We start from the raw sequence: 24889 nt of genomic DNA, 5'->3' as shown, positions 1-24889 counted from the left end.
TATATGGGAATTATTGATGATCTAAAAATGCAATACAAAACAGGAGGGATTACACAGCAGTTAATCTTCTGGAATATTGGCATCGCCATACCTTTATTTTTGCTGTATTCTTTTTCAAGTGATACTTATTTGTCTATAATGTCATGGTTACAGTTAACGTCCGATCCTTCGGAGTTTATTGTCAAACCTTGGACCATATTGACCTATGGCTTTCTTCATGTCGGGATACTGCACCTGCTTTTCAACATGATCATGCTCAATTTTGCAGGCAGGTTGTTTTTGACTTTTTTTACACAGAAGCAATTTTTAGGTGTTTATATTCTTGGGGCTATTTTCGCAGGATTAGTCTTTATCGGTTCTTTTTTTCTTTTTAATGTAAAAGCACCTATTATTGGAGCTTCTGGTGCTATTATGGCGGTTCTTATCGGTTCGGTTACGTATGCCCCTTTATATCAAATTAGACTATTGCTGATTGGAACTGTCAAGTTATGGCATATCGCTTTTGTCTTTTTGATTTTAGACTTGATTCAGCTTCCAACAGATAACATGGGCGGACATATTGCGCATTTAGGTGGAGCATTATTTGGATTTGCTTACATAAAGATATTGCAGAATGGGACAGATTTAAGTCTTATCGTGACTAAAATCATCGACTTTTTTGCCAATCTATTCAAGCCTAGAAAAGGAACGCCTTTCAAGAAGGTACACAGAAATGTCAGCCAGCCTAAGCCGAAAACAGCCAGCAAGATTGTTGTTAAGGATAAAACCCAGCAGCAGATAGATGAAATTTTGGATAAGATAAGCCAGTCTGGTTATGACAGCCTTACGAAAGAAGAAAAAGAATTTCTTTTCAAGGCAGGAAAATAAAGAAAGTTTTTTAATCTTTGTTAGAAACCCAAAATAGTTTACCCAAAAATGAAGAACCTTTCATGGTTTAATAAAGCAATGTTTTTCTTCAATATAGTGCTGACTGTATTGACATTTGTTGCTTATATTTTACCTTTTTTGGCTCCTAAACTATTTCCTATTTTATCAGTATTGACCTTGATGCTGCCGTTCATGCTGATATTAAACCTGCTCTTTTTTATATATTGGGGCATTCAGATGAAAAGGCAGATTCTGCTCTCTTCGCTCGTATTGCTCATGGGTATTACTTTTATCAATAAATTTTATAAATTTTCGACTACAGACTTGCCAGCTTCTGATAATGATTTTACGGTAATGAGTTATAACGTACGTCTTTTTAATCTCTACAAATGGATTGAAAGAGACGATGTGCCTGAATTGATTGCCAATTTTATCAACGACAAGAATCCGGATATTTTATGTATTCAAGAATATTCTGAAGGGAAGATTAATTTGAGAGCCTACAAGCACAAATATATCTTGATGAAAGGTGAAAAGACGTTAACCGGACAGGCTATTTTCTCTAAATTTCCGATAATTGGCAAAGGCGATATTGTATTTCCGAACTCCAGCAATAATGCAATTTATGCCGATATCAAAAGAGGGAAGGATACGATTCGCGTTTATAATATGCACCTGCAGTCTATCAAGATTACGCCAGATGTGCATGAAATCAATGAAGACATAAATGGCATAAACGAGCAGAAATCCAAAAAGATGATCAAAAGGATGAGCGAGGCTTTCAAGGAGCAACAGGAGCAAGCCGAAATCATCATGAACCACAAGAAGAACAGTAAGCTTCCTGAAATCATCTGCGGGGATATGAACAATAGTGCTTTTTCATTTGTGTACAGAAATATCCGTGGAAAGCTGAACGATACTTTTGAAGAAGCCGGAAGCGGTTTCGGAAAATCGTATAACTTTAAATATTATCCAGCAAGGATCGATTACATTTTTGCGGACAAAAAAATGCAGGTCAAAAATTTTGAAAGCTATCCCGATTTTGTCAATTCCGATCACTTTCCGATCATGACAAGGCTTGCAATCGAAAACCCATAATAATTTAAAAGGCTAAAGAGACTGTTTTTTCAGATATTCTAAGGCATATCTTCCTTCATTGAACAGCAAGTCCAAAGTACTCAAATTGTTCAGATAGCCATGCTTTTCTTCAAAAACTTGGGTGTACGGTTCAAATTTTAAAGTATCTTTTTTGCCATTTGCCAAAGGCCTGAAATCTGAAAATTCTGAAACTTCATGGAAATATTCTTCGGTTTTTCTATAGTTAAAATCAAAGCCAAGACAGTCCGAAACAATTTCCATTGCCTCAAAATTCAAATCCATCAAAAAAGTATGTTTTTTTTGAAAAATAGGCGATAAGTCATCCTCAAAATATTCAAAAAAAGGTGATGTTCTATAAGCGGCTTCTAGCGATTTGAAATGTTGTTTTTGCCAATCGAAGGCATCTTCAATTCGCACATCTTTTGTCTTTTGATGCCTGTCGCTTTTCGAATGTTTTACAGGAATATTAAGCAATTGAATACCGTTCGGACTGTAAATGTACATCCGGTTCCTATTCGTCTGTTTCTGGAAGTTGTCTTCCATCTCAAACGTAATCATATCGGCCTGAACCATTGCCGCAAACTGACTAATGGACGGGAAATAAGTGGGAAGCAAAAGGGCATTCATCTTAATACTTTTCTGATCTTTTCTTTTTTCTTCTGATAAAAAAATCAGCAACAAAATAGCCTACAAGCAATATCATGAATATTCCAAAGTAAGAAACGGGTTCGCCGCTTCCGCCAACCGTCGTGAACATTCTTTCCCAACGGATTTTATCGAAAGCTTTCCCCCATGGAATATAAGGATCTAAACTCATCCAGATAAACACAGGCTTTCCTACGATATGATCTGCCGGCACATAACCCCAATAGCGGCTGTCTAGCGAATTATGGCGGTTATCTCCAACCATAAAATAGTAATCTTGCTTGAAAGTGTAAGAATCTACGACCTTATCATTGATCCTGATTTCATTGCCATTCACTTTTAGGTCGTTGTTTTCATACTCCTCAATAATCATTTTGTAGAAAGGCAACGATTCTTTGTCTAGTTTGACTGTTTTTCCAGCCTGTGGAATATAAATAGGACCTAGATTATCCTGATTCCAGTTTTTAGTATAAGGAAATATTCTAGGATCGGCATTTTCGCCTTTTTTAGAAATGCGTTTTGTAATGCTTTGAATGGTTGGGTTTTTCTTCAAGATGGCTGCGTTCTCATCTGTCAAAGAAATAAAAGAATAGCTATTGTCATTTTGGTTAAAGTAAATGTCATCTGGATTTATCTTCAATTCTTTTGTCAGGTAATTTGGATCAAGCATACTACCGCCAACAGTAGTCAGCGTATAAGAATACTGTACTTTTGCCCTGTCTGACAAAATTAATTTTTTTCCATTGATGTAAACATAGCCATCAATAAATGAAACGCTGTCACCAGGCGTACCCACGCAACGTTTTACATAGTTTGATTTTTTGTCAATCGGTTTTCTGATTCCTGAGGAATATGTTCCTTTAAAATCCACTACAGTATCGGTCGGCCAGTTAAAGACCACGATATCGTTCTTTTCTATAGGTTCAAATCCTGGAAATCTAAAGTAAGGAAGCTGCGGTTTATTCAAATACGATTTCGTATGAATAACAGGAATCGTATCATGAACCATCGGCATGGCAACTGTTGTCATTGGCGTTCTCGCTCCATAGTGATTTTTGCTTACGAATAGAAAGTCACCAACCAAAAGCGTTTTTTCTAAAGATCCTGTCGGAATCGTAAAAGGCTGCATAACGTAAGTATGGACTAGCGTTGCCACTACAACGGCAAATAACAAAGAGCTGACCGTATCAGCAGTCTTGTTTTTTGGGTGCAGGCTTCTGTTTTCGATGTATTTTACATCTTGGGTATAGTTGATGTAATAAATGTAAAGCCCTAGCGTAAGTACTCCTAAAGCTGTATCTAGAGTCGTGTTTTTTCCGAAACTTCTCAATGTTTCAACCCATACTACCGGAAACATAATCAAGTTTACGATTGGAACGAAAAGCAAGATAACCCACCATTTCGGGCGGTTTATGATTTTCATCAAGATGATAGCGTTATAGATCGGAATTGCAGCTTCCCAAGCTTGTCTTCCTGTTTTTTGATACAATTTCCATGTTCCTAAGAAATGCACGACTTGCAGGATGAGGAAAAATATAAACCATTGTGTTAGTGTCATCTTTGAATATTTTTAATGTATATGTCTGTTGTGAGGAAGATTTGTTACTTTAAATCAAGAACATCTTTCATCGTAAAAACTCCTTTTTTTCCTTGAATCCATTCTGCGGCAACCACGGCGCCCAAAGCGAAACCTTCGCGATTGTGCGCAATATGCTTGATTTCTATAGTGTCGACATCCGAGTTGTAAAAAACGCTATGGGTTCCAGGTACATTCTCGATTCTTTTGGCATCAATCAAAATTTCATCGTCTTTGGCATTTTCCAAAGCCCAGCTTGAATAGTCCGAATTATCAATGATTCCTTTGGCCAAAGTAATTGCGGTACCGCTTGGAGCATCTAGTTTTTGTGTATGGTGTACCTCTTCCATGGCTACTTTATACTGTCCGATCTTTGACATGATTTTGGCCAAATAATCGTTTAGCTGGAAGAATATATTTACGCCTAAGCTAAAATTAGAACCATATATGAAAGCGCCATTTTTTTCTTGGCATAAAGCGACCATTTTATCATAATTTTCAAGCCAGCCTGTGGTTCCGGAAATTACGGGTATGTTGTTGTCAAGGCAAGTGGAAATGTTACTTACTGCTGCATCAGGAATACTGAAATCTATGGCGACATCGGCATGTTCCAATCCTTCAAATGTATCTTTTCCGGATTTTCTCAGGACAATTTCATGGCCTCTTTCTAAAGCGATTCTTTCGATTACTTTGCCCATTTTGCCGTATCCCAAAAGTGCTATTTTCATGCTGTGAAATTAAAAATTGTAGTTTAATGTCAGCCCGACATTTTTTTTGTAATTCAAATCGTTTTGGTAGATGTCTGGCTTAAGTGTTAGCTTTTCGCTGACGTTGAATTGCAAAAGATGCGCATCAACATTGGCTTCGACAATATTCAAGATGTAAAGGCCTACGGTAACAATCAGCGAAAGATCTCTGTTTTTTTGAAATTGCTTTTGCGCAGAAATCAGCTGCGAATCGGTTAAATTGGATAATTTTCCGTTCGGATCTTCTGTCCCGTTTAGACGCCTTTTGTACTCGTCTCTATACTTATGATAGTTTTTATTGTTGTAGGCGTAGATTCCAATTCCGGTTCCCAATGCCGCATATACGATAGGGATTTTCCAATACTTTTTATTGTAGGCCTGTCCAAGTCCTGGAAGTATAGCGGAATAAAAAGCCGCCTTTGAAGGTGCTAAAGGATTGATTTCTTCTCCCTTGATGCTGTCTTGCACGACAATATTCAATTCTTCCTGCGCTATTGCTGGAGTACTTCCGATTAGGAAAAAGAAAAAAAATATGGAAATTAACTTGTTCACTAACCTTTGATTAATTTGATAATTCGGTTGAAATCTTCTTCTGAATGGAACGGAATAGTGATTTTTCCTTTGCCATTTCCGGCTACTTTAACATCTACTTTTGTACCGAAATAGTTTCCGATTACTTTCTTTTCTGATTCATCAATTGTGAAAGCCGTTCCTTTTGCTGGTTTAGGTGCAGCTGGCTTTAGGCTTTCTTGGTAATTTTTAACCAATGTCTCAGTTTCCCTTACAGAAAGATTCTGACTTACGATTTTTTGGTAGATATCGGCCTGGATGTCCTGATCTTCAATATTGATGATGGCACGGCCATGTCCCATAGATATAAAGCCATCACGGATTCCAGTTTGGATAATCGGGTCTAGTTTTAATAATCGAAGGTAGTTTGCAATTGTCGAACGTTTTTTTCCAACACGGTCGCTCATCTGCTCTTGAGTCAATTGAATTTCGTCAATCAATCGTTGGTAAGATAAGGCAATCTCGATAGGATCAAGGTCGTGGCGCTGGATATTTTCTACCAATGCCATTACCAAAGATTCATTGTCGTTGGCAATTCTGATATAAGCAGGAACAGAAGTCAGTCCAGCTAATTTAGAAGCGCGAAGCCTTCTTTCTCCAGATATCAGCTGGAATTTATTAAAGTCTAATTTACGTACGGTTATGGGCTGAATAACGCCTAATTCTTTAATAGAAGTAGCCAATTCCTGAAGCGATTCTTCATTGAAATTGGTTCTCGGCTGAAAAGGATTTATTTCAATAGCATCAATTTCAAGCTCAATAATATTGCCTACAACTTTATCTGCATTTTTGTCCTCAACCGACTTGATGTCGTTTTCAGGATCTTTTAGCAATGCTGATAAACCTCTTCCTAATGCTTGTTTCTTAATCGCTTTTGTCATAAAACTATTTCGTATTTTTCTTAATGATTTCTTCTGCCAGATTGATGTAATTGGTTGCTCCTTTGCTAGTTGCATCATAGTTGATGATGCTTTCTCCAAAGCTAGGTGCCTCGCTCAATTTTACATTTCTTTGAATGATGGTCTCGAAAACCATATCGTGGAAATGTTTCTGGACCTCTTCTACGACTTGATTGGATAGGCGAAGGCGGGAATCATACATCGTCAATAGCAAGCCTTCAATATCCAAATCAGGATTGTGTATTTTTTGGACGCTTTTGATTGTGTTCAATAATTTCCCCAGTCCTTCTAACGCAAAATATTCGCATTGGATTGGAATTACCACAGAATCTGCAGCGGTCAGTGCGTTTAATGTCAGCAACCCAAGTGAAGGAGCACAGTCGATCAAAATATAATCGTACTTGTCTTTCACGCTTTCAAGCGCTTTTTTAAGCATATATTCTCGATTTTCTTTGTCGACCAATTCAATTTCAATGGCCACCAAATCGATATGGGCAGGAATCACAGAAACGTTTGGAGCAGAGCATTGTATAGTTGCTTCCTCTGGCGTGTTGCTGTGTTCTAAGATTTGGTAGGTTCCAATTTCTACCGATTCTACGTCAATTCCCAGTCCAGAACTTGCATTGGCTTGAGGATCAGCATCGATCAGTAAGACTTTTTTTTCTAAAACTCCCAAGGAAGCTGCTAAATTTACAGACGTTGTTGTTTTTCCAACACCGCCTTTTTGATTTGCAATAGCAATGATTTTGCCCATTTAATTTCTAAAATTTTGAACCGTAAAAATACAATTATTTATGAGTTTTGAAAATCTATTTTGTTAACAAATGTGAAATAGAATATGTAATAAAAAAAGCCAGAAGTATTCTTCCGGCTTTATGCAACTGCTTTTACTTTTAGACACTAATATATTATTTCAATACCAATTTTTTAGTTGAAGTGAAATCTCCGGATTGTAATTTCAAGATATAAACACCGCCTGATAAAACAGAAAGATCTAGTGTTTTTTCTTCTGAACTGCTATCAATTTGTGTTTCGAAAACTTTTGCTCCGGTTACACTGTAAATCGCTACTGAGCTGACCTCATTGCTGTCATAAGAGATAGTGACTCTTTTGTTATCTGAAGGGTTTGGATATAGCTTGAAAGTGTTTGCTTGCGGCGTATCGATACTCAAGTCAGGCTGATAGTTAATATTATCAATCAAAGCCGCCATGTGTTGCGTATCTGCTACGATTTTAAGTGCAACAAATTTATGAGCATTTGAAGCGGGTATGGTACGGGCAAAATTGGTTTGAGAAGCAGAAACTGTAATTGGAGTCCCGACTTCTTGGAATGAACCAAAATCGGTAGCAGTTGTCATCGTTCCAATCTGAATTGTCATATTTCCTGGTGCAGATCCTGTTGCTGGCTGAGCTGTAAAAGAAAGTGCTTGGTTGCCATCGATGCTTGTCAATTCCGGACTTACGATATAAATAGGTGCCGCTGGTGAAAAGAAGCTATATGCTTGAAGCACCTTGTTTCCTGAAACTGTCGCAACTGTCAATTTTGGATTTCCAGTATTTCCGGTCCAGCAATTTTGTGGAAGCACACCGTCTGTAAAAGTTTCAAAATTTTGGGTGAATGCCATAACAGGATCGCATTGAGCATTGCTGATTAATGATAGGAAGCATATTGCTCCAGTAAGTAGAGTTTTTTTCATGGTGTTTTTATTTGGACTTAAAATTCGCGCAAATATATGCAATTTATATCAAGTCTAAATAAATTTAAAGGGTTATAACAAAAAAATATTTTTTGTTATAACCCTTTAAATAGAAGTCAGTTATGTTTATTTGTCTTTCTTTGCTTTGATCATGGCTTCTAGCATGTCCCACATTTCTTCCGGAATAGCCTCCAAAAGATTAAATTGTCCGGCACCTTTGAGCCATTCGCCACCATCAATTGTTACGACTTCGCCATTGACATACGCGGAAAAATCAGAAACAAGATAAGCAGCAAGGTTGGCCAATTCTTGATGATCACCGACTCTTTTTAAAGGTACTTTTTTAGCCAAGTCGAATTTGTCTTTCAAGTCTCCAGGCAATAATCTGTCCCATGCTCCTTTGGTTGGAAATGGTCCCGGTGCTATTGCATTGGAACGGATTCCGTATTTGGCCCATTCCACGGCAAGGCTGCGTGTCATGGCTAAAACACCTGCTTTGGCTGTTGCCGATGGTACTACGTAAGCAGAGCCAGTCCAGGCATAGGTGGTCACGATATTTAGTATTGTAGAATTTTCTTGTTTCGTGTCAATCCAATGCTTTCCGAAGGCCAACGTGCAGTTTTTCGAACCTTTAAGGACGATATCGATAATAGTGTCGAAAGCATTAGCCGACAGTCTTTCGGTAGGAGAGATAAAATTTCCTGCGGCGTTGTTTAGCAGTACGTCAGCTTTTCCAAATTTATTTAAAACTTCTGCAAGCATGGCCTCAACTTGGTCGTAATGACGGACATCGCAAGCCAGCGGCAGGCATTCGCCACCAGTTTCTTTTTCAAGTTCAAAAGCTGTAGCCTTAAGTTTATCCAGATCACGTGAAGTTATCGCTACTTTGGCTCCCAGTTCTAGAAAATATTTTGTCATTGCCTTTCCAAGACCGCTTCCGCCTCCTGTAACCACGATTACTTTCCCTTGGAGTGCATCATCGCGTAGCATTTTTTTTGTAAAATCCATTTTGTGTTGTTTTATTTTTCGCTGCACTAAAAATACGCATTTCGTTCCCAAAAAATATCTTTTCAGATTTAAAATATCATAAAGATTGTAAACTCACCGCGACTTAAAGGAGAATTTACTCAATTGTGAGTTCCAAATTCTGGCTGTTTTCGGTGACAAAAATTATTCTTGATGGAAAAGGGATGGCTTTTTTATCCGTAGGAAACCAATTCCTGTTTTGATTTACTATAATTAATAAGCCTGTCTCGTCTCCTAAAGCGATGAAGTTTTCTTGTGGAGGTTGTTTAGAATAAACAGAAAGCGAATAGTTTTCCTGAAACTTTTTTGCTAATGAAGGAACATCATCCGTAACGATACCGATTTCACTTGCGTATAATATGGAAGAACTATTGAAGGTGTTTTCAGAACGATTGTCAAGGTCATAGCGAACAATAAACTCTAAAAGGTTAGAGTTGTTGTCATAAAAATAAAATGACTTTGCATTCCATGATTCAAAACCTGCAAATGGGCTGTTTTCTAAGACTGGAAGGACTTCTGTTCTTGATTTTAGCCATGTATAGGCTTCTTCAAGTTGATTATTTGGAATGTCAAAAGCGATGTGATATTGGGAATTAGCTTCTGTTTTTTTGAAAAAAAGCAAGGTTTCTCCAAAAGCGAAAACTATTTCATTTTCCGCTTTTTTATAGGCAGGAATATCTAGAATCGTATTGTAAAATTTTTCGGTTTCTATCAAGTTGTTGGACAATAGATGCAGTTCTTTAATTTTCATAATCAAACTTAATTTTTAGCTAAGTTAGAACTCTTTGTGTATGAAAATAGGTGAAGAACTTGTCAAAATATTGATACTATTATTTTAATTTTCTATAGGGAAATCTAGTTTTTCCTTTTTTAATTATGTAGAAAAAGAGCGAACTAATGTTTCTTTTTTTCTATTTTTTCATGGGATTTTAAATATTCCGGCAATGCAGCTGAGCCATACCATTCGAATATTTCAACATCAAAAAGCTTTTCTTTTATGGCAGGATCCGTCAGTAATAAAGCATTTGCTTCTTCTGTTGTTTTTACGTTTAAAATAAAAATCCCTCGATAATTTTTATCATTCTTCTTTAATGGTCCTGCAACAATGAGCTTTCCGTCTTTAGCCAAACGGTTTATATTGTCCATGTGGCCTTTGAAAAGTTCGTTTAGTTTCTCCTTATCTTCGGTTTTATTGGTTCCCGTTTTAAGAATGGCCAAGATATACATTTTCATTCCGTAGTCATCACCGCCCAAAGATTCAGCCAATGTGCTGTCGTATTTAGGGTTTTCTGTTTGTGCATTTGTCTTGAAAAAGAATGCCAAGAATAGTATGAGTATGATTCTTTTCATATTGCTTTTTATTTAAGTATAACTTATTTTGGGATACATAATTCTGATAAGCAAAAAAGCAGAACACAATGTTCCGCTTTTTGAAATTTTATTCTTGTAATAAGATATCTAAAATAGTAATTGCTGCTTCACTGATTTTAGTTCCAGGGCCAAAAACAGCAACTGCTCCCGCATCAAAAAGATACTGGTAATCTTGTGCCGGAATCACGCCTCCAACAATTACCATAATGTCTTCACGACCATATTTCTTTAATTCTTCAATAACCTGTGGAACCAAAGTCTTGTGTCCGGCAGCTAGAGAGGAAACGCCTAAGATATGCACGTCGTTTTCTACGGCTTGTTTTGCAGCTTCGGCAGGAGTTTGGAATAATGGACCAATATCCACGTCAAAGCCAACATCGGCATAACCAGTTGCGACAACCTTGGCGCCACGATCATGTCCGTCCTGACCCATTTTTGCAATCATTATCCTTGGACGACGGCCTTCAGATTTTGCAAACTCGTCGGCTTTTTGCTTTGCTTTTTCAAAGCTTTCGTCATTTTTTATTTCTTTGCTATACACGCCGCTAAAAGATTTGATTTGCGCTTTATATCTTCCAAAGACAGTTTCTAATGCATCGCTGATTTCGCCTAATGTGGCTCTATTCCTTGCGGCATCGACTGCCAGTTCTAATAAATTGCCTTCGTCAGACTTGGCGGCTTCGGTCAATTTATGCAATGTCTCTTTTACTTTTTCTGTATTTCTGGTTGCTTTTATTTTTTCTAATTGCTCTAATTGCTGTCTGCGCACCATTTGGTTGTCGACATCTAAAATATGCAACGGATCTTCTTTTTCTAAACGGTACTTGTTTACGCCTACAATAATGTCTTGGCTAGAATCAATTCGGGCTTGTTTTCTTGCGGCGGCTTCTTCGATTCTTAATTTAGGAATTCCGGCTTCGATGGCTTTGGTCATACCGCCTAATTCTTCTACTTCTTGAATTAATTGCCATGCTTTATGGGCGATTTCGTCTGTCAATTTTTCAACATAATAACTTCCAGCCCAAGGGTCTACTGTTTTAGTAATCTTGGTTTCTTCTTGAAGGAAAATTTGCGTATTTCTGGCAATTCTTGCTGAGAAATCGGTTGGTAAGGCTATCGCTTCGTCCAAAGCGTTGGTATGTAATGACTGTGTTCCTCCAAAAGCAGCAGCTGCGGCTTCAATACAAGTTCGGGCTACATTATTGAAAGGGTCTTGTTCGGTCAAGCTCCAACCAGAAGTCTGGCAATGTGTTCTTAAGGCTAAGGATTTTTCATCTTTTGGATTGAATTGTTTTAGCAATTTGGCCCAAAGCATTCTTCCGGCGCGCATTTTTGCAATTTCCATAAAATGATTCATCCCAATGGCCCAGAAGAAAGAAAGGCGAGGGGCAAATTCATCAATTTTCATTCCCGCAGCCAAACCAGTTCGGATGTATTCGAGTCCGTCGGCTAAAGTATAGGCCAGCTCGATGTCGGCGGTGGCTCCAGCTTCTTGCATGTGATACCCAGAAATAGAAATCGAATTAAATTTCGGCATCTTTTTGCTCGTGAAATCAAAAATATCAGCAATGATTTTCATTGATGGAGTAGGTGGATAGATGTAGGTATTTCTTACCATGAATTCTTTTAGGATATCATTTTGGATAGTACCCGAAAGCAATTCTGGTTTTACGCCTTGTTCTTCTGCGGCAACGATATAAAAGGCCATGATTGGAAGCACGGCACCGTTCATTGTCATCGAAACCGACATTTCATCTAACGGAATCTGGTCGAAAAGCACTTTCATGTCTTCGACAGAATCGATGGCTACTCCGGCTTTTCCGACATCGCCCACAACTCTTTCATGGTCGCTGTCATAGCCTCTGTGGGTTGGAAGATCGAACGCAATCGAAAGTCCTTTTTGTCCTGCCGCAAGATTTCTTCTGTAAAAAGCGTTGCTTTCTTCGGCAGTAGAAAATCCGGCATATTGGCGGACAGTCCACGGACGGCGGACATACATAGTGGAATAAGGGCCACGAAGATTTGGTGCAAATCCTGCTCCAAAATCAAGATGTTCCAATCCTTGAATGTCTTTTTCAGAATAAATTTTCTTTAGCTCGATTCCTTCAGCAGTTAGGAAGTTTTCTGTGCTTTCTATTGCTTTTTCGTTGTTGGATTCTGAGCTTACTTTTATATGTTGGATGTCTTTTCTTTTCATGGCTTATTTTTCTTTCTCGCTTTCCAAACGTTCCTGTTCCATTTTTTCGGCCAATCGTTTTTCAATAATTGGCGTCACCAATGTTTTTCTCGGTTTTGATTTTACAAAAGGAAATAATTCCAGATCGTGGCTCATCCTGTCGTTTTTGTTAGGATATTTATTAGTTCCCAAAAGAATTTCTTTGCCAGAATCAAACAATTCTTGTTCTTTCGCGGCACTTTCCTGAATTTTTCTTTGGATCGTTCCTTCTATTAATTGTGTGATAAGTCCTCCATTAGCTTCAATATCTTTAAAAAGAGCAAGGGCTTTTTCGGCTAATTGGTGTGTAAGGTTTTCGATATAGTAGCTTCCGTCGGCCGGATTTCCTACTTTGTCAAAATAACTTTCATGTTTTAAGACAAGCAGCTGGTTTCTCGAAATTCGGTCTCCAAATTCATTGTCTTTATGGTAGAGCGCATCGTAAGCCAAATTTGAAACAGCATCGGCTCCGCCTAAAATAGCACTCATGCACTCGGTTGTCGTACGAAGCATATTTACGTTATAATCGTAAAGCGTTTTATTCCTTTTTGTCGGGATGGCAAAAATATGGCAACCTAGATTATGGTCGTATTCTTTTGCCAGTAGGTCAAAAAGTACTCGCAAGGCACGTAGTTTTGCGATTTCAAAAAAATAATTGGTTCCAACAGCGATTTGAAATACGATTGGTCTCGAAATGGTTGCCAGTCGGTTAAAGTATTCATTGGCATGAGCTAAAGAATACGCAATCTGTTGCACGATAGTGGCTCCAGCATTTTGATAAAGGCTTCCATCAACGCTTAGAAAATTAATGCTCTGGCAGGCAATAGAAATCGTATTTAAGATGTCAAAATCTGAATCGAGATTGGAATGCCAATTGCCTTCTTTTGCTAATTTCCCGATCGGATCGATTTGGACAAATATCTGTGCGTTCCTGTTTTTTGCAATGGCATCAATTTTTTTTACGAAATCGATTGAAAGGAATGCTAAATGAAAATAAATCGTTGTCGTTTCGAGAGGCAGTTTTTCCAATAGCTTGGCAACATCTAGATTTTCGTCTTCTATAGTAAAACGGATGCTTTCTGCACCTCTATTTAGCGTTTCTAAAGCACGGTTTGCTGATTTTTCAAGGTCATGTACGAAGATATCCTGCGTGATCTTAAAAGGTGCTGTTTTTTCTGAAACAGTAATCGGGTTTTCAAATTCGTCAATGTGGTAAAAAGGCTTTACTTTTATGCCTTCGGGACTTTCCCAGACTAAGGTCTCGTTATAATCTGCTCCTTTGAGTTCGTACTGGATCTGCTGTTTCCATTGTTTGGAAGTTACGGGATTGAAGTCGTCAAATAGATGGTCAGCCATTTTTTTAGGTTATGTTGTTTTGGGCTAAAATAATCGGTTGGAGTATTTTCAGCTTCAAAAATATTATAATGATTTGCTTTGTTCGTCTTCGGGCAAATCTTCTTCAAATTCAATAATATAGATGTCTTCGCTGTCGCGTTTCATATAGTATTTTTCGCGAGCATATTTTTCAATCTGATCCGGATTTTTAAGAAGCTTTATTTTTTCTTCATCCAGCTTTATTTCGTCCTGATAGTATTTTTTGTTGTCTTCGAGTTCTTTTATTTCCTTGTTAAGGATTCGGTGGTCAAGAAAAGAATAATTGTCCAGAAAAACCATCCAGGCGATAAAAAGCGCCAATACCAATACATATCTGTTTCCGAGGAATCTCAGAAAAGGATAGCGGTTGGTAATATTTTTGAATGGGTTTTTCATCTGCAATTTCTATTCTATAAAATTAGGCAATTAAATTATAAAATACGCTGATTAATAACAGCCCGGACTACATCAATTGCTACGGTATTGTATTTGTCGTTTGGAATAATAATATCAGCAAAAGCTTTGGTCGGTTCTATGAATTGTTCGTGCATCGGCTTTAGCGTGGTCTGGTAACGGTTTAGGACTTCTTCCATATCGCGGCCGCGTTCGGCAATGTCACGTTTTAGACGACGGATTAAGCGTTCGTCTGAATCGGCATGTACGTATATTTTGATGTCAAACATGTCGCGAAGTTCAGGATTAGCAAGGATTAAGATACCTTCCACAATCATTACTTTTCTAGGATGCGTGTTGATCGTATCTTCTGTCCTGTTGTGCGTTACGAAAGAATAAACGGGCTGCTCAACATTCTTTCCTGCTTTTAGGTCTTTCAGCTGTGCCACTAACAATTCGAAGTCGATAGCTCTTGGATGGTCAAAATTGATAAGGGCTCGTTCGTCAAAACTAAGATTGTGGTTTTCTCTATAATACGAGTCTTGAGAGATGATTCCAACTTCAGTCTGAGGCAACTCGTTCATAATTTGTTGAACTACAGTTGTTTTTCCGCTTCCGGTTCCACCGGCAATTCCAATAATGAGCATATGGGTTGTGTTATGTTTTCTTTTGGCAAAAATAGAAATTATATTGAGAGTGGTTTTTGTTTTTTCTGGAAATGTTTAAGAGCCTATTCCAAAGCATAAATCGAAATTCTTCGATAAGAGCATTCTTTGTTGTAAATAAGCTTTATATTTCAAGGAAGAAAAACGGAAACATGAAAAAAAGCAATTTGCCCACTTTCCCCATATTAGCAACAGAACGACTGCGCCTACGTCCGCTAGAAGAAACGGATGAGCTGGCTATTTTCTTGCTCCGAAGTAATGATAGCGTAAATCAATATATTGAAAGAGATAAGCCTGCGAATAACAGAGATGCTAATGCATTTATAAAAAGGATACAGCAGAATGTTGAAAACGGGAGTTCGGTATTTTGGGCCATTTCGTTAAAAGACAGTTCCAATCTGATTGGCACGATTTGTCTTTGGAATTTAACTCAAGATAAAATAATAGGAGAATTGGGTTATGAAATGAATCCTATTTTTCACGGAAAAGGATTGATGAGCGAGGCGGTAAAATCTGTTTTGGAATATGGTTTTGTGACGCTCGGACTTAAAAAAATCGAGGCGTATACGCATAAAGAAAATGAGCGTTCCAAAAAACTTTTAAAAAAACATTTCTTTGTTCTTGAAAAAGACAGGAAAGATGAAGATAATGAGAATAACGTCATTTTTTCTTTAAATAGAAACTGGGATGTCCAATAAATAAGTGAAATAGCATTCAAAAGAATATGAAAACAAGCGAGTTTGAAAGTAAGGCTTCATTAGGTACTGAAACCAGTAGATGAAGTATTCGAAGCTATTGTTGACACGAAAAAGATGTCAAATTATTTTATCTCTGAAGCTTCCGGAAGGATGGAAGAAAAAAAGAAATAAAGAGGAAGTTTCCAGAATTTGATATCCGTTTCCCAATCACTGTCAGAAAGAAAGTTAAGTATTTTGTCAAAACATTCAAGTATAAAAGAGCCGGAGAATTTCCGGCTCTATAATTTTTAGGCAGCAGCCTATTTAATCTAACGAAAGAATAGTTCCAGCATTGATCTGTTCTAAAAAAGAATTGTCATGTGAGATTACCAGTAATGTTCCTTGGTATTGATTAATTGCGGTTGTGAGTATCTCGATATTCTGAATGTCAAGGTTATTGGTAGGCTCGTCAAGTACGATAAGATCAGGGGGCTGATTGTCTATCGTAAGACAACAAAGCAACAACCGCATTCTTTCGCCGCCACTTAAGGCATTACAAGGCTTATCCCAATCTTCTCTTGTAAACAGAAAGCTGTTAAGCTTGGTTTTGATATCATGTTCCTGTAGACCTGAAGTATTGAATTGCTGCGCCTGTAAATAAACACTTAAAGAATTGTCTATTAAAGAATAATCTTGATCGATATAAATTGATTTTTTGTCGGCATGATAAACGGTTCCTAAAGTCGCTTTCAGTTTGCCTAAAATTATTTTGATAAGCGTAGTCTTTCCTGAACCATTTGATCCTTTTATCGCAATCCGTTCACCGCTTAGAATTTCAAAATTTAGATTTGCCTTCCAGATAAGATGATCATCATAACTAAAATTAATGCCTTTGGCAGAAAATAATATTTTGCCTTTATGCAGAGACGAATCAGCAAATCCCATTTTTATTTTGTCGATGGCAGGAAGTGAGAAACGCAGCTCTTTTAGGTTTTGGCTTATTTCGCCAATTTTTTCAGTGTGAACTCCTTTGATTTTCGACGTGCTGTTTTCAGCATTATTCTTTAAAGTATTCAGCACTATGCGGGCAACACCTGATTTTTCCTGCTTCTTTTTTCCTCGAGCATCTAGTTTTTGTTTGCGCTCCATTACTTCTCTTTCTTTTTCGCGGGCCTTTCGCAGTTCTTTTTCTTTAGCTCGAATATCGTTATTTAGGACATTGTTTTCTATTGCTTTTTGTTCAGAATAGAAATCATAATTGCCCCCATATATTGCGATTCCGTCTTTTTGTAACTCGCAAATAGTGTTGACAAGATTTAAAAGTTTTCTGTCGTGGCTTACGATAAGCAGGCTGGCAAATGAAGTGCGAATAAAATGGTATAATAATTCTCTTCCTGCTGTATCAAGATGATTGCTGGGCTCATCCATCAATACCAAGTCAGGCTGGTGGATTGAAATGCCAGCGAGCATGACTTTTGTTTTCTGGCCGCCACTTAAGGTGCTCATTTTTTGAGTTAATTCTAATTTAAGATTCCAATACTGCAGTGCTTCAGTACAGCACTCCTCAATTGTCCAGTCGTCATCGAGTAGTGTCAGATTTTCTTCTGTAACATTGCCATTGAGAATATTTTTTAAAGCATTTAGTTTGTCCTCTATTTTCAATGCTTGGGCTACAGAAAGTTCATCATATTGCCCATAAATCTGGGGTATATGATAAATCTTGGAATTAAGATGCAATTGTCCGCCAGAAAATTCTAATTCTCCTGCTATAATTTTAAGGAGTGTCGATTTTCCAGATCCATTATTGCCAATTAAGGCTACTTTATCGTGATTGTTTATGTTTAGGTTAATGCCAGCAAAAAGCAAATCCTTACTGGGATGTAAGTAGGAGATATTGTGTAAGATAAGCATAATTTCTTTCTTAGAAGTTAATAACTATGCAGTCGCAATTGCGACTTGCAGTTTATCGTATCCGGAAGAAATTAATTTTCACACTGAGGAAATAATTTTAATTAGTGAATGCAAAAATACAAATCATCTGCCAAATAATCAACGATTTTAGTTGTCAAAACAGTAATTTTCAGCCTTGTCCAATGAACAAAACAAAAAATATTAGTCTGAATTTCGTGATTTTATTTCAGTTTCGACTTGTTTTAAGATTGTTATACAAAGCAAAAGGGCAATGGAGCAACCGCCTAAAAGCACAAGAAAATTATAGTTATTGTTTTTAATTGCGAAATAGGCGAAAGTGATTAACGCAAGTAACGTTACAACACTTAGGATGCTTACAAAGCTTCTAAATCTTTTTTGCTTTATCTTTAACTCTTCTATTGTTAATTCCGTGAGTTTTCTGTTTCCTGACATACTAATTGTTTAAGGAATTTTCTGTGATTTCTGTCAATATGCAAATAAACGAATAAGGTATCAGATTCCAAAAAAGATTGTGTAGTTTCCATTTATACAATTATCAAAGGGTGGTGAACGATTATGTTTGTACCATGAAAGAAATCTGTTTGCTAATTTTCTGCTTGTTTTCTATCCGCGCAGCTGCACAGGAGGATTACAATCTCGCCAAAACCATTGACAGCCTATATGAACAAGATCAGTCCGTTCAGCTCAAGCTAAAGGCAATGTATGAAAGGAATGCACCTCAGGATAGCCTGAAGCAGCAGGATTCCCTAAAAAAGGCAATCTATCTCAGGGGCGCACAATTCTCAAAGGATATCTATGGAAAATTCGGCTATCCGACCAAAAAAATGGTAGGCGAAGATGCTTCCCATCATTTTTTCGTACTCATACAGCACGCCGATATGGATACGTCTTTTCAGCTTGCCATGCTTCCGATATTGGACAAACTTTCCAAAAAAGGAGATATATCAAGAAAGGATTATGCCTACCTGTATGACCGCGTACAGCGGAACACTGGAGGAAAGCAACTTTATGGCACCCAGCCTACCTATAACGAACAAGGCAACCTGTTTGATGACAAAAACAACATCATCTATCCAGTTGATCTTGCCGATCCAGAACAAGTAGACAAAAGAAGAAAGGAAGTAGGACTAGAACCGATTGAAGAATATTATGAATCCATTCTACAGATGCTGGGCAGGCCCAGGGCAAAAACAAAACAAAAATAAACTCACATAGACACACCTGCAGCTATTGCGAATTATAAGAAAATAAAAAAGGACAAAATGAAACTAAATTCACTTTGTCCTCTTAAGTCGGGGTGGCAGGATTCGAACCTGCGGCCTCCTGCTCCCAAAGCAGGCGCGATAACCGGGCTACGCTACACCCCGAAAATGTGAGTGCAAATATAAGACTATATTTTTATTTTGCAACAGTAAAAATGAAATAGGAGAATATTATTTTTGAATAGTTAAAACTAATCTGTTTTTGCATTTAATCTTTCAATAAAAATGTACTTTTGCGGTGGAAAAAAACAAACTCACTATATATTATGTCTGATACAATTGAAAAAATAAAATGCTTGATCATAGGCTCTGGGCCTGCTGGATATACTGCTGCAATTTATGCCGCTCGTGCGGATATGAAACCTGTCATGTATACGGGTATGGAACCTGGAGGGCAGTTAACTACCACGACAGAAGTTGATAATTTCCCAGGCTATCCAGAAGGTATTGATGGACCAACGATGATGGTGCAATTGCAACAACAAGCGGAGCGTTTCGGTACAGAAGTAAGAATCGGAATGGCAACGGCTGTTGAGTTTTCAAAAGAAAAAGGAGGATGGCATAAAGTTACTGTTGACGGGAATAAAGAAATTCACGCACAGACTGTCATTATTTCTACAGGTGCCACTGCAAAATATCTTGGATTGCCAAGCGAGCAAAAATTGCGTGGAGGCGGTGTTTCGGCTTGTGCAGTTTGCGATGGTTTTTTCTATAAAAATCAAGACGTGGCTATTGTTGGAGCAGGGGATACAGCTGCAGAAGAAGCGACGTATTTAGCAAATATCTGCAAAAGTGTAACCATGCTAGTCAGAAAAGATGCTATGAGAGCTTCTAAAGCCATGCAGCATCGTGTTGAAAATACGCCAAACTTAAAAGTACTTTTTAATACAGAAGTTGATGAGGTTATCGGTGATCAAGTCGTTGAAGGTTTGAGAATGGTAAATAATGTTACTGGCGAAAAATCTGAAATTGCCATTACTGGATTGTTTATCGCAATCGGGCACAAGCCAAATACAGATATTTTTAAAGGACAGTTGGATATGGATGATACGGGCTATTTGATAACTGCCGGTAAAACTACTAAAACCAATTTACCAGGTGTTTTTGCTGCCGGTGATGTTCAAGATAAAGAGTATCGTCAAGCAATTACAGCGGCTGGAACCGGTTGTATGGCGGCTTTGGACGCAGAACGTTATTTGGCAACATTAGAATAAATTTCTATAAATAATACATATAAAAAATCCCAAGCTTTTACTTGGGATTTTTTAGTTTATAAAAGAATTACTTTGTGGGCTTTTTCATGATGACAGCACTGTCTGTAAAATTCTTGATTTCAATTTTTTGGTCGCCATACAGTTGTAGTTCTGATTTTCCTCCAGCATCTATAAGTGCTTTTACACTGACTAAGATACTTCCTGTTGCATAGGCTTCAGTTGTGATTTCAGCATTTTTAGCATTAAGATTTTTTCCTGTAAAATTAGCATTGTTGTCTAATCTTAATTTTAAGTCCACGACATCGCCTTCTATAGCGGCAGTAGATTTTTGGTACATATCGAATTTCAAGGATTCGGAAGAAATCAACGCTTTCATGTTTGCGCTTTTGCTCAATTCAACTGCAGCTGTTTCTGATTTGACATTCAGTTCTACTTTCGACTTGTCGTTGGCAAAAATGGTAAACAGCCTTGATTTTACATTCAGGAAAAGTTTGGTATAATCAAATGTCTTGAACGTGATATTGTCTAATTCGATATCAGAAAGTGAATTAATTGTCGCTTCATTTTTGGCAGTAACCATTTTGAAATCATCCGTATACGTTACTTTTACGCTCAATTTTTTAAAGCTGGTCACGTTTTTTGTTGTCGTTAGACGTAATGTTCCACCGTTAAGGCTGGATTCGATTACTTCGTGGAGATTTTCATCGGCTTCAATTTCTAATGCATTGTTGTCGCCTTTGACTAAAAAAATCTCAATGTTGTCTTCGACTTCAAGATTTTCGAAATTTTGGATTTCTCGTGGTGCAATAGTTACTGTTTTGGTGCCTTTTATTTTTTCCTTGCTCTGTGCAAAAGAAAAAGCAGTTGTGAGGATAACGGCAAGTAGGATTACTCTTTTCATTTGTGTCAGGATTGTTTCACAAATATAAATAAAGATTGCAATGCGGATTAAAAAAAATCCCGATAAAACTATCGGGATTTATGATTATTAATTTTTGCTGATACTACCGCCAGAGTCTGCCTTTTGAGTCAGATTATCTCGAGGAACTGTATTGTAGGTAATCGAACCGCCGCTCGAAGCATCTGCGTTTAATGTCAGGATAGGATGGAGGCTGATAGTACTGCCGCTTGAAGCCTCTGCAGTAATGTCATTCGCCAATAATCCTTGGGCTTCTATGTCGCTTCCGCTTGATGATTCTGTCTTGAATTTTAGCGCTTTCCCTTTAACATTGACAGAACTGGCGCTGCTGCTGTTGCAGGTCAAGTCATCAGCTTCTACGTCGATGTTGATTTCTGCAGCACTGCTCGCGTCTGCCAAAAGCTTTTCGGTCTTTAAAGTATTGACGCTTTTGATTGATGAAGCGCTTGAAGCTTCAAGGCTCGAAATGATAGGCATTTTTACCTTTATTCTTTTTGCTTCTACATTTTTAAAATTGTTGACATCTGTTTCTATGATGAGTATTCCGTTTTCTACTCTTGTAGTGATGTACTGCTGCAGATTGTCGTCTGCTTCTACAGTTACTCCAAAAGAATCGGCTTGTTCTAGTTCTACTTCTAAAGCATTGTTTACGCTGATGCCTTTGAATTCGCCTACGCTTCGAGTTTCAGTAGTGATATTGCCGCTTCCGGTTACCGATTTTCCAGTCGTGAATTGGCACGATGCAAAGAATAGCGAAACTAAGAGAGCTACGATTAATTTCATAAAATAAATTATAATTCGAATCATAATTAGTTGGTTTTAATGATTACTCCGTCTTTATCTATTTTTAAGCCTTTTACTTTTTTATTTTGTTGAGCGTTTGCTCCTTCTTTTATTTGTACACCTTTTTCGTTAATTGTTACAGTTGTACTAGTAGAATCATTTGCTCCTATATTCATGTCTTCGGCATCTACTCCATACGCTACCTCTTCACCTGCTCCTTCACCTGCCTCAGGAGGACAATTCAAGCATTTTACTTGCGAAGCTTCCATTTTGTAGACATAGATATCAGAATCAAACCATAGGTTAAAGAAACCGTCGTCGGTGTGGTCATAATTTTGAACGGACATGTCTGGCTTGAAATACGTTCCTTCTGGAAGGTATAAGAAGATTTCTACTTCTTGATTACGGTATTTATTCTTGATGTCTGTCAGCAGATAATTGTCTAAAATTAGTTGATTTCCTTCAATCTTGAAATTATATTTTATCTTTTCTGCTCTTTCTCTTGCTACTGCGAATGATTTGCCTTCTGCTTTTTTCTCGATCTGGATGTATGGTGTTTTTTCATCCGTTTTCATGATACGAAGACTTACATTATTAGAATAGATCAATAATGTGTTTGTTGAATCTTGCACAAACTCAAAATCTTCTGTGTCATAGATGCTTTTTGCATAATAATCATTGTAGGTGAATTTGATTTTTAACGTATCATTCGGATTAAGGTCAATTTTTTGTTTCTGAACCACTTTAGCATCAAAAGCTACTTCTGTGGCTTGTTGCAATCCTAATGCTGTCAAAGCTCCTATTGAGATGATCCAAAGTGCAAGCAGCGTATATTTTGCAGGATTTCCGATAGATTTCATGTTTGTAATCAGCAATTTCAGACCTAATATCAGAAGGAAGAAAAATGGTATTCCGATAGCAGCTAGAATCAACATTCCCACTATCCAAAGTGGCACGTCTGTAAAGTTATCGATATAGCTTTGCCAAGGGAAGTCTACCATTGAGATGGATCCTGCCGTGATTACTCCTATGATTAAGGATCCAAGCGTTGCGGATGCAAAAACAACAAGGAATGCACCGATAACTTTTCCTAAGATTGAAAATATCTTTAGGATGACATCACTTAGGCTGCTTCCGATTTTTTCGCCTGTGCTTCTAACTTGGTTTCCCATTTTGTCATAGTCCACATTCTTGAATTTGTCTGAAATATTTTCGAATTCTTCGCGAACTTTTCTTTCGATATTGGAAATCGTAACAGGCTCGCCGGTCATTTCTAATTTTTCAGTTGTAGTGTTTGCCGCTGGCATCAAGATCCATAGGATGACATAGATTAAAAAACCTGTACCAAAACCTAATAGAAGAATAACCATGATGATTCTTAGCCATAAAGCATCAATTCCAAGGTAATGACCAAATCCGGATAAAACACCTCCAACCATCGCATTGTCTTTGTCGCGATATAGTTTTCTGCTTTTTTTCGCAGATGTGCTATAGTTATAAGAAGGTTCTGGAGCTCCATCATCATCGATTCTGTAATCTTCAGGTTGTCCCATTACCGTAATTACTTCTTCAACATCCTTGATTCCCACGACTTGTTTGTCGCCACGGTTTTTTTCGGTCAGCAATTCAGCAATTCGCATTTCGATATCCTTCATTATCTCGTCTTTTCCAGTAGAGTTTGATAAGGATCGCTTTACAGCATCGAAGTAGCGATTTAATTTTTGATATGCATCTTCATCGATGTGAAAGAACATACCTCCTAAGTTAATATTTACTGTTTTGTTCATGATGATTATTTTTGGCTGGTTATTATGTTTACGGCATCAGACAATTCTGTCCATGTGCCATTTAATTCTTTTAAAAATTGTTTTCCTAATTCTGTCAGGCCGTAATATTTTCTTGGCGGTCCCGAGGTTGATTCTTCCCAACGATAGTTGAGCAATCCGTCATTTTTCAGTCTTGTTAGTAGCGGATAAACAGTTCCTTCTACGACAAGCAATTTAGCGTTTTTTAAAGTGTCTAGTATTTCAGAAGTGTAAGCATCTTTTTCTTTTAAGACCGATAAGATACAGAACTCCAACACTCCTTTGCGCATCTGGGCTTTAGTGTTTTCAATGTTCATATATGTGCTTTTAAATTTTTAATAAACTGTGTTTTTTGATTTCTATTCATGATCTACTCCATTGCTATTTGTACAGGTTTTGCAGGTTTTTTAGTAACGATTGCAAAAGAATCTTTTCCTGTTTTTAAGTTTTCCGGTTCTCCGAAAAAGGTTATTGACGAGGCATCCGTTGCATTCGCTTCTATTTTTTTTGCGTTCAGCAAAGCTGAAGACTTGGTTCTTGCTGTGGCTTCCATGTTGTCTACAAAGAAATTTTTGGCATTACAATAAGCTCCAGAACTTGTGTTGATCGTTGCTTTTTTGGCTGATCCTGTAAGACTTACAGTGGCGCCACTCTTAAAGCTTCCCTTAAAATAATCCGTTTCAAATTTACCGCTAAAAACAGAACCAGAGCTAACATATACTGTTGTCTTTGAATTCGCCAAAACAGTTCCTCTAAAATAAGAGCCTGATGCAATGTCAATCTGTATATCGTCGGCGGTGATTGGTCTATCAAAAATAATTTTTGATTTTGACGATGCCTTGAATGAATTTACATTTTTTCCGGCGATAAAAACTTTCAAAATAGTTTCTTCTGCATTTGCCTTATTTTTTTTAGAATAATAAACTCTTAACGTTTTTCCGTTTGTTTCAGTAATAACATTGGCAAGATCGATTTTACTGTCTGTCTCAATTTTTACTGAATTTTCGTCGCTTTCCATATAGGTCATTTCAATTCCCGATTCTACTTCTATTTTAGAAAAATCGTTGATTTTTCTGCTTTCTGAAACCTGAGCACTGCTTACTAACGTTGCCAAGGTCATAGCTGCTGTGATGATGATTTTTAACATAATGTCCG

At 37.5% G+C, this 24889-nt stretch carries 26 protein-coding genes and 1 tRNA gene; 5 read left to right on the top strand and 22 right to left on the bottom strand.

The window, feature by feature from the left end; all coding sequences use genetic code 11:
• Nucleotides 1-3 precede the first annotated feature (3 nt).
• Nucleotides 4-867, top strand: a complete 864-nt coding sequence (locus tag OLM56_RS16910; RefSeq protein WP_264527803.1) for a rhomboid family protein — start codon at nt 4-6, stop codon at nt 865-867.
• 48 nt (nt 868-915) lie between these two features.
• Nucleotides 916-1965, top strand: a complete 1050-nt coding sequence (locus OLM56_RS16905; RefSeq protein WP_121374937.1) for an endonuclease/exonuclease/phosphatase family protein — start codon at nt 916-918, stop codon at nt 1963-1965.
• 12 nt (nt 1966-1977) lie between these two features.
• Here the strand turns inward: OLM56_RS16905 and OLM56_RS16900 are convergent, their stop codons facing one another.
• The 14 genes from OLM56_RS16900 to udk all read right to left on the bottom strand — a co-directional run bounded on the left by OLM56_RS16900 (nt 1978) and on the right by udk (nt 15124).
• Nucleotides 1978-2592 (bottom strand): WbqC family protein, encoded by a 615-nt coding sequence (locus tag OLM56_RS16900; RefSeq protein WP_264527802.1) that lies wholly within the window; start codon nt 2590-2592, stop codon nt 1978-1980.
• Between the two features lies 1 nt (nt 2593).
• Complete coding sequence (lepB, locus tag OLM56_RS16895) at nt 2594-4168, bottom strand: signal peptidase I (RefSeq protein ID WP_264527801.1); 1575 nt, start codon at nt 4166-4168, stop codon at nt 2594-2596.
• Nucleotides 4169-4212: 44 nt separating this feature from the next.
• Entirely contained in the window at nt 4213-4914 is a 702-nt protein-coding gene (gene dapB, locus OLM56_RS16890) for a 4-hydroxy-tetrahydrodipicolinate reductase (RefSeq protein ID WP_182492534.1), read from the bottom strand.
• 9 nt (nt 4915-4923) lie between these two features.
• Nucleotides 4924-5484: a DUF5683 domain-containing protein gene (locus tag OLM56_RS16885; RefSeq protein ID WP_121374933.1), complete on the bottom strand. Its 561-nt coding sequence runs from the start codon at nt 5482-5484 to the stop codon at nt 4924-4926.
• Nucleotides 5484-6383 (bottom strand): ParB/RepB/Spo0J family partition protein, encoded by a 900-nt coding sequence (locus tag OLM56_RS16880; RefSeq protein WP_121374932.1) that lies wholly within the window; start codon nt 6381-6383, stop codon nt 5484-5486. Before OLM56_RS16880 ends, OLM56_RS16885 begins: the two co-directional genes overlap by 1 nt.
• 4 nt (nt 6384-6387) lie before the next feature.
• Nucleotides 6388-7155, bottom strand: coding sequence for a ParA family protein (locus tag OLM56_RS16875; protein WP_264527800.1), 768 nt, complete (start codon nt 7153-7155; stop codon nt 6388-6390).
• Between the two features lie 154 nt (nt 7156-7309).
• Nucleotides 7310-8098, bottom strand: a complete 789-nt coding sequence (locus OLM56_RS16870; protein ID WP_264527799.1) for a T9SS type A sorting domain-containing protein — start codon at nt 8096-8098, stop codon at nt 7310-7312.
• Between the two features lie 126 nt (nt 8099-8224).
• A complete protein-coding gene (locus OLM56_RS16865) occupies nt 8225-9106 on the bottom strand; it encodes an SDR family oxidoreductase (protein WP_264527798.1) in 882 nt (293 codons plus the stop codon).
• A 115-nt stretch (nt 9107-9221) separates the two neighbouring features.
• Nucleotides 9222-9875, bottom strand: a complete 654-nt coding sequence (locus tag OLM56_RS16860; protein ID WP_264527797.1) for a VOC family protein — start codon at nt 9873-9875, stop codon at nt 9222-9224.
• A gap of 143 nt (nt 9876-10018) precedes the next feature.
• Complete coding sequence (locus OLM56_RS16855; protein WP_264527796.1) at nt 10019-10474, bottom strand: YciI family protein; 456 nt, start codon at nt 10472-10474, stop codon at nt 10019-10021.
• Nucleotides 10475-10562: 88 nt separating this feature from the next.
• On the bottom strand, nt 10563-12692 hold the full coding sequence (scpA, locus tag OLM56_RS16850) for a methylmalonyl-CoA mutase (protein WP_264527795.1): 2130 nt from the start codon (nt 12690-12692) through the stop codon (nt 10563-10565).
• Nucleotides 12693-12695: 3 nt separating this feature from the next.
• The gene (locus tag OLM56_RS16845; RefSeq protein ID WP_264527794.1) at nt 12696-14066 is read right to left on the bottom strand and encodes a methylmalonyl-CoA mutase subunit beta; all 1371 of its coding nucleotides are present in this window, start codon (nt 14064-14066) and stop codon (nt 12696-12698) included.
• A 63-nt stretch (nt 14067-14129) separates the two neighbouring features.
• The gene (locus OLM56_RS16840; protein WP_121374926.1) at nt 14130-14480 is read right to left on the bottom strand and encodes an FtsB family cell division protein; all 351 of its coding nucleotides are present in this window, start codon (nt 14478-14480) and stop codon (nt 14130-14132) included.
• Nucleotides 14481-14515: 35 nt separating this feature from the next.
• Entirely contained in the window at nt 14516-15124 is a 609-nt protein-coding gene (udk, locus tag OLM56_RS16835) for a uridine kinase (protein WP_121374925.1), read from the bottom strand.
• A 170-nt stretch (nt 15125-15294) separates the two neighbouring features.
• Between udk and OLM56_RS16830 the strand changes: the two genes are divergently transcribed.
• Entirely contained in the window at nt 15295-15840 is a 546-nt protein-coding gene (locus tag OLM56_RS16830) for a GNAT family N-acetyltransferase (protein WP_264527793.1), read from the top strand.
• A 303-nt stretch (nt 15841-16143) separates the two neighbouring features.
• Here OLM56_RS16830 and OLM56_RS16825 read toward each other — a convergent pair whose 3' ends face one another.
• Nucleotides 16144-17730 carry an ABC-F family ATP-binding cassette domain-containing protein gene (locus OLM56_RS16825; protein WP_264527792.1) on the bottom strand — a complete coding sequence of 529 codons (1587 nt, stop codon included), beginning with the start codon at nt 17728-17730 and terminating at the stop codon, nt 16144-16146.
• Between the two features lie 201 nt (nt 17731-17931).
• Nucleotides 17932-18183 carry a hypothetical protein gene (locus tag OLM56_RS16820; protein ID WP_264527791.1) on the bottom strand — a complete coding sequence of 84 codons (252 nt, stop codon included), beginning with the start codon at nt 18181-18183 and terminating at the stop codon, nt 17932-17934.
• A gap of 134 nt (nt 18184-18317) precedes the next feature.
• Between OLM56_RS16820 and OLM56_RS16815 the strand changes: the two genes are divergently transcribed.
• Nucleotides 18318-18956, top strand: coding sequence for a DUF6624 domain-containing protein (locus tag OLM56_RS16815; RefSeq protein WP_264527790.1), 639 nt, complete (start codon nt 18318-18320; stop codon nt 18954-18956).
• Between the two features lie 87 nt (nt 18957-19043).
• Here the strand turns inward: OLM56_RS16815 and OLM56_RS16810 are convergent.
• A tRNA-Pro gene (locus OLM56_RS16810) sits at nt 19044-19118 on the bottom strand.
• A gap of 161 nt (nt 19119-19279) precedes the next feature.
• On the opposite strand from OLM56_RS16810, the gene trxB reads away from it, so the two are divergent.
• Complete coding sequence (gene trxB, locus OLM56_RS16805) at nt 19280-20227, top strand: thioredoxin-disulfide reductase (protein ID WP_182492522.1); 948 nt, start codon at nt 19280-19282, stop codon at nt 20225-20227.
• 67 nt (nt 20228-20294) lie between these two features.
• Here trxB and OLM56_RS16800 read toward each other — a convergent pair whose 3' ends face one another.
• The 5 genes from OLM56_RS16800 to OLM56_RS16780 form a co-directional block, all read right to left on the bottom strand.
• Nucleotides 20295-21128: a DUF2807 domain-containing protein gene (locus OLM56_RS16800; protein ID WP_264527789.1), complete on the bottom strand. Its 834-nt coding sequence runs from the start codon at nt 21126-21128 to the stop codon at nt 20295-20297.
• Nucleotides 21129-21215: 87 nt separating this feature from the next.
• On the bottom strand, nt 21216-21953 hold the full coding sequence (locus tag OLM56_RS16795; RefSeq protein ID WP_182492520.1) for a head GIN domain-containing protein: 738 nt from the start codon (nt 21951-21953) through the stop codon (nt 21216-21218).
• Between the two features lie 2 nt (nt 21954-21955).
• Nucleotides 21956-23716 carry a PspC domain-containing protein gene (locus tag OLM56_RS16790; protein WP_264527788.1) on the bottom strand — a complete coding sequence of 587 codons (1761 nt, stop codon included), beginning with the start codon at nt 23714-23716 and terminating at the stop codon, nt 21956-21958.
• Nucleotides 23717-23721: 5 nt separating this feature from the next.
• Entirely contained in the window at nt 23722-24051 is a 330-nt protein-coding gene (locus OLM56_RS16785) for a PadR family transcriptional regulator (protein ID WP_056069700.1), read from the bottom strand.
• A gap of 53 nt (nt 24052-24104) precedes the next feature.
• The gene (locus tag OLM56_RS16780; protein WP_264527787.1) at nt 24105-24881 is read right to left on the bottom strand and encodes a DUF2807 domain-containing protein; all 777 of its coding nucleotides are present in this window, start codon (nt 24879-24881) and stop codon (nt 24105-24107) included.
• Between the last annotated feature and the right edge of the window lie 8 nt (nt 24882-24889).

Origin of the sequence: Flavobacterium sp. N2550, from assembly GCF_025947265.1 — a bacterium.
GTDB lineage: Bacteria > Bacteroidota > Bacteroidia > Flavobacteriales > Flavobacteriaceae > Flavobacterium > Flavobacterium endophyticum.
This window is presented reverse-complemented; position numbering and strand designations above follow the sequence as displayed.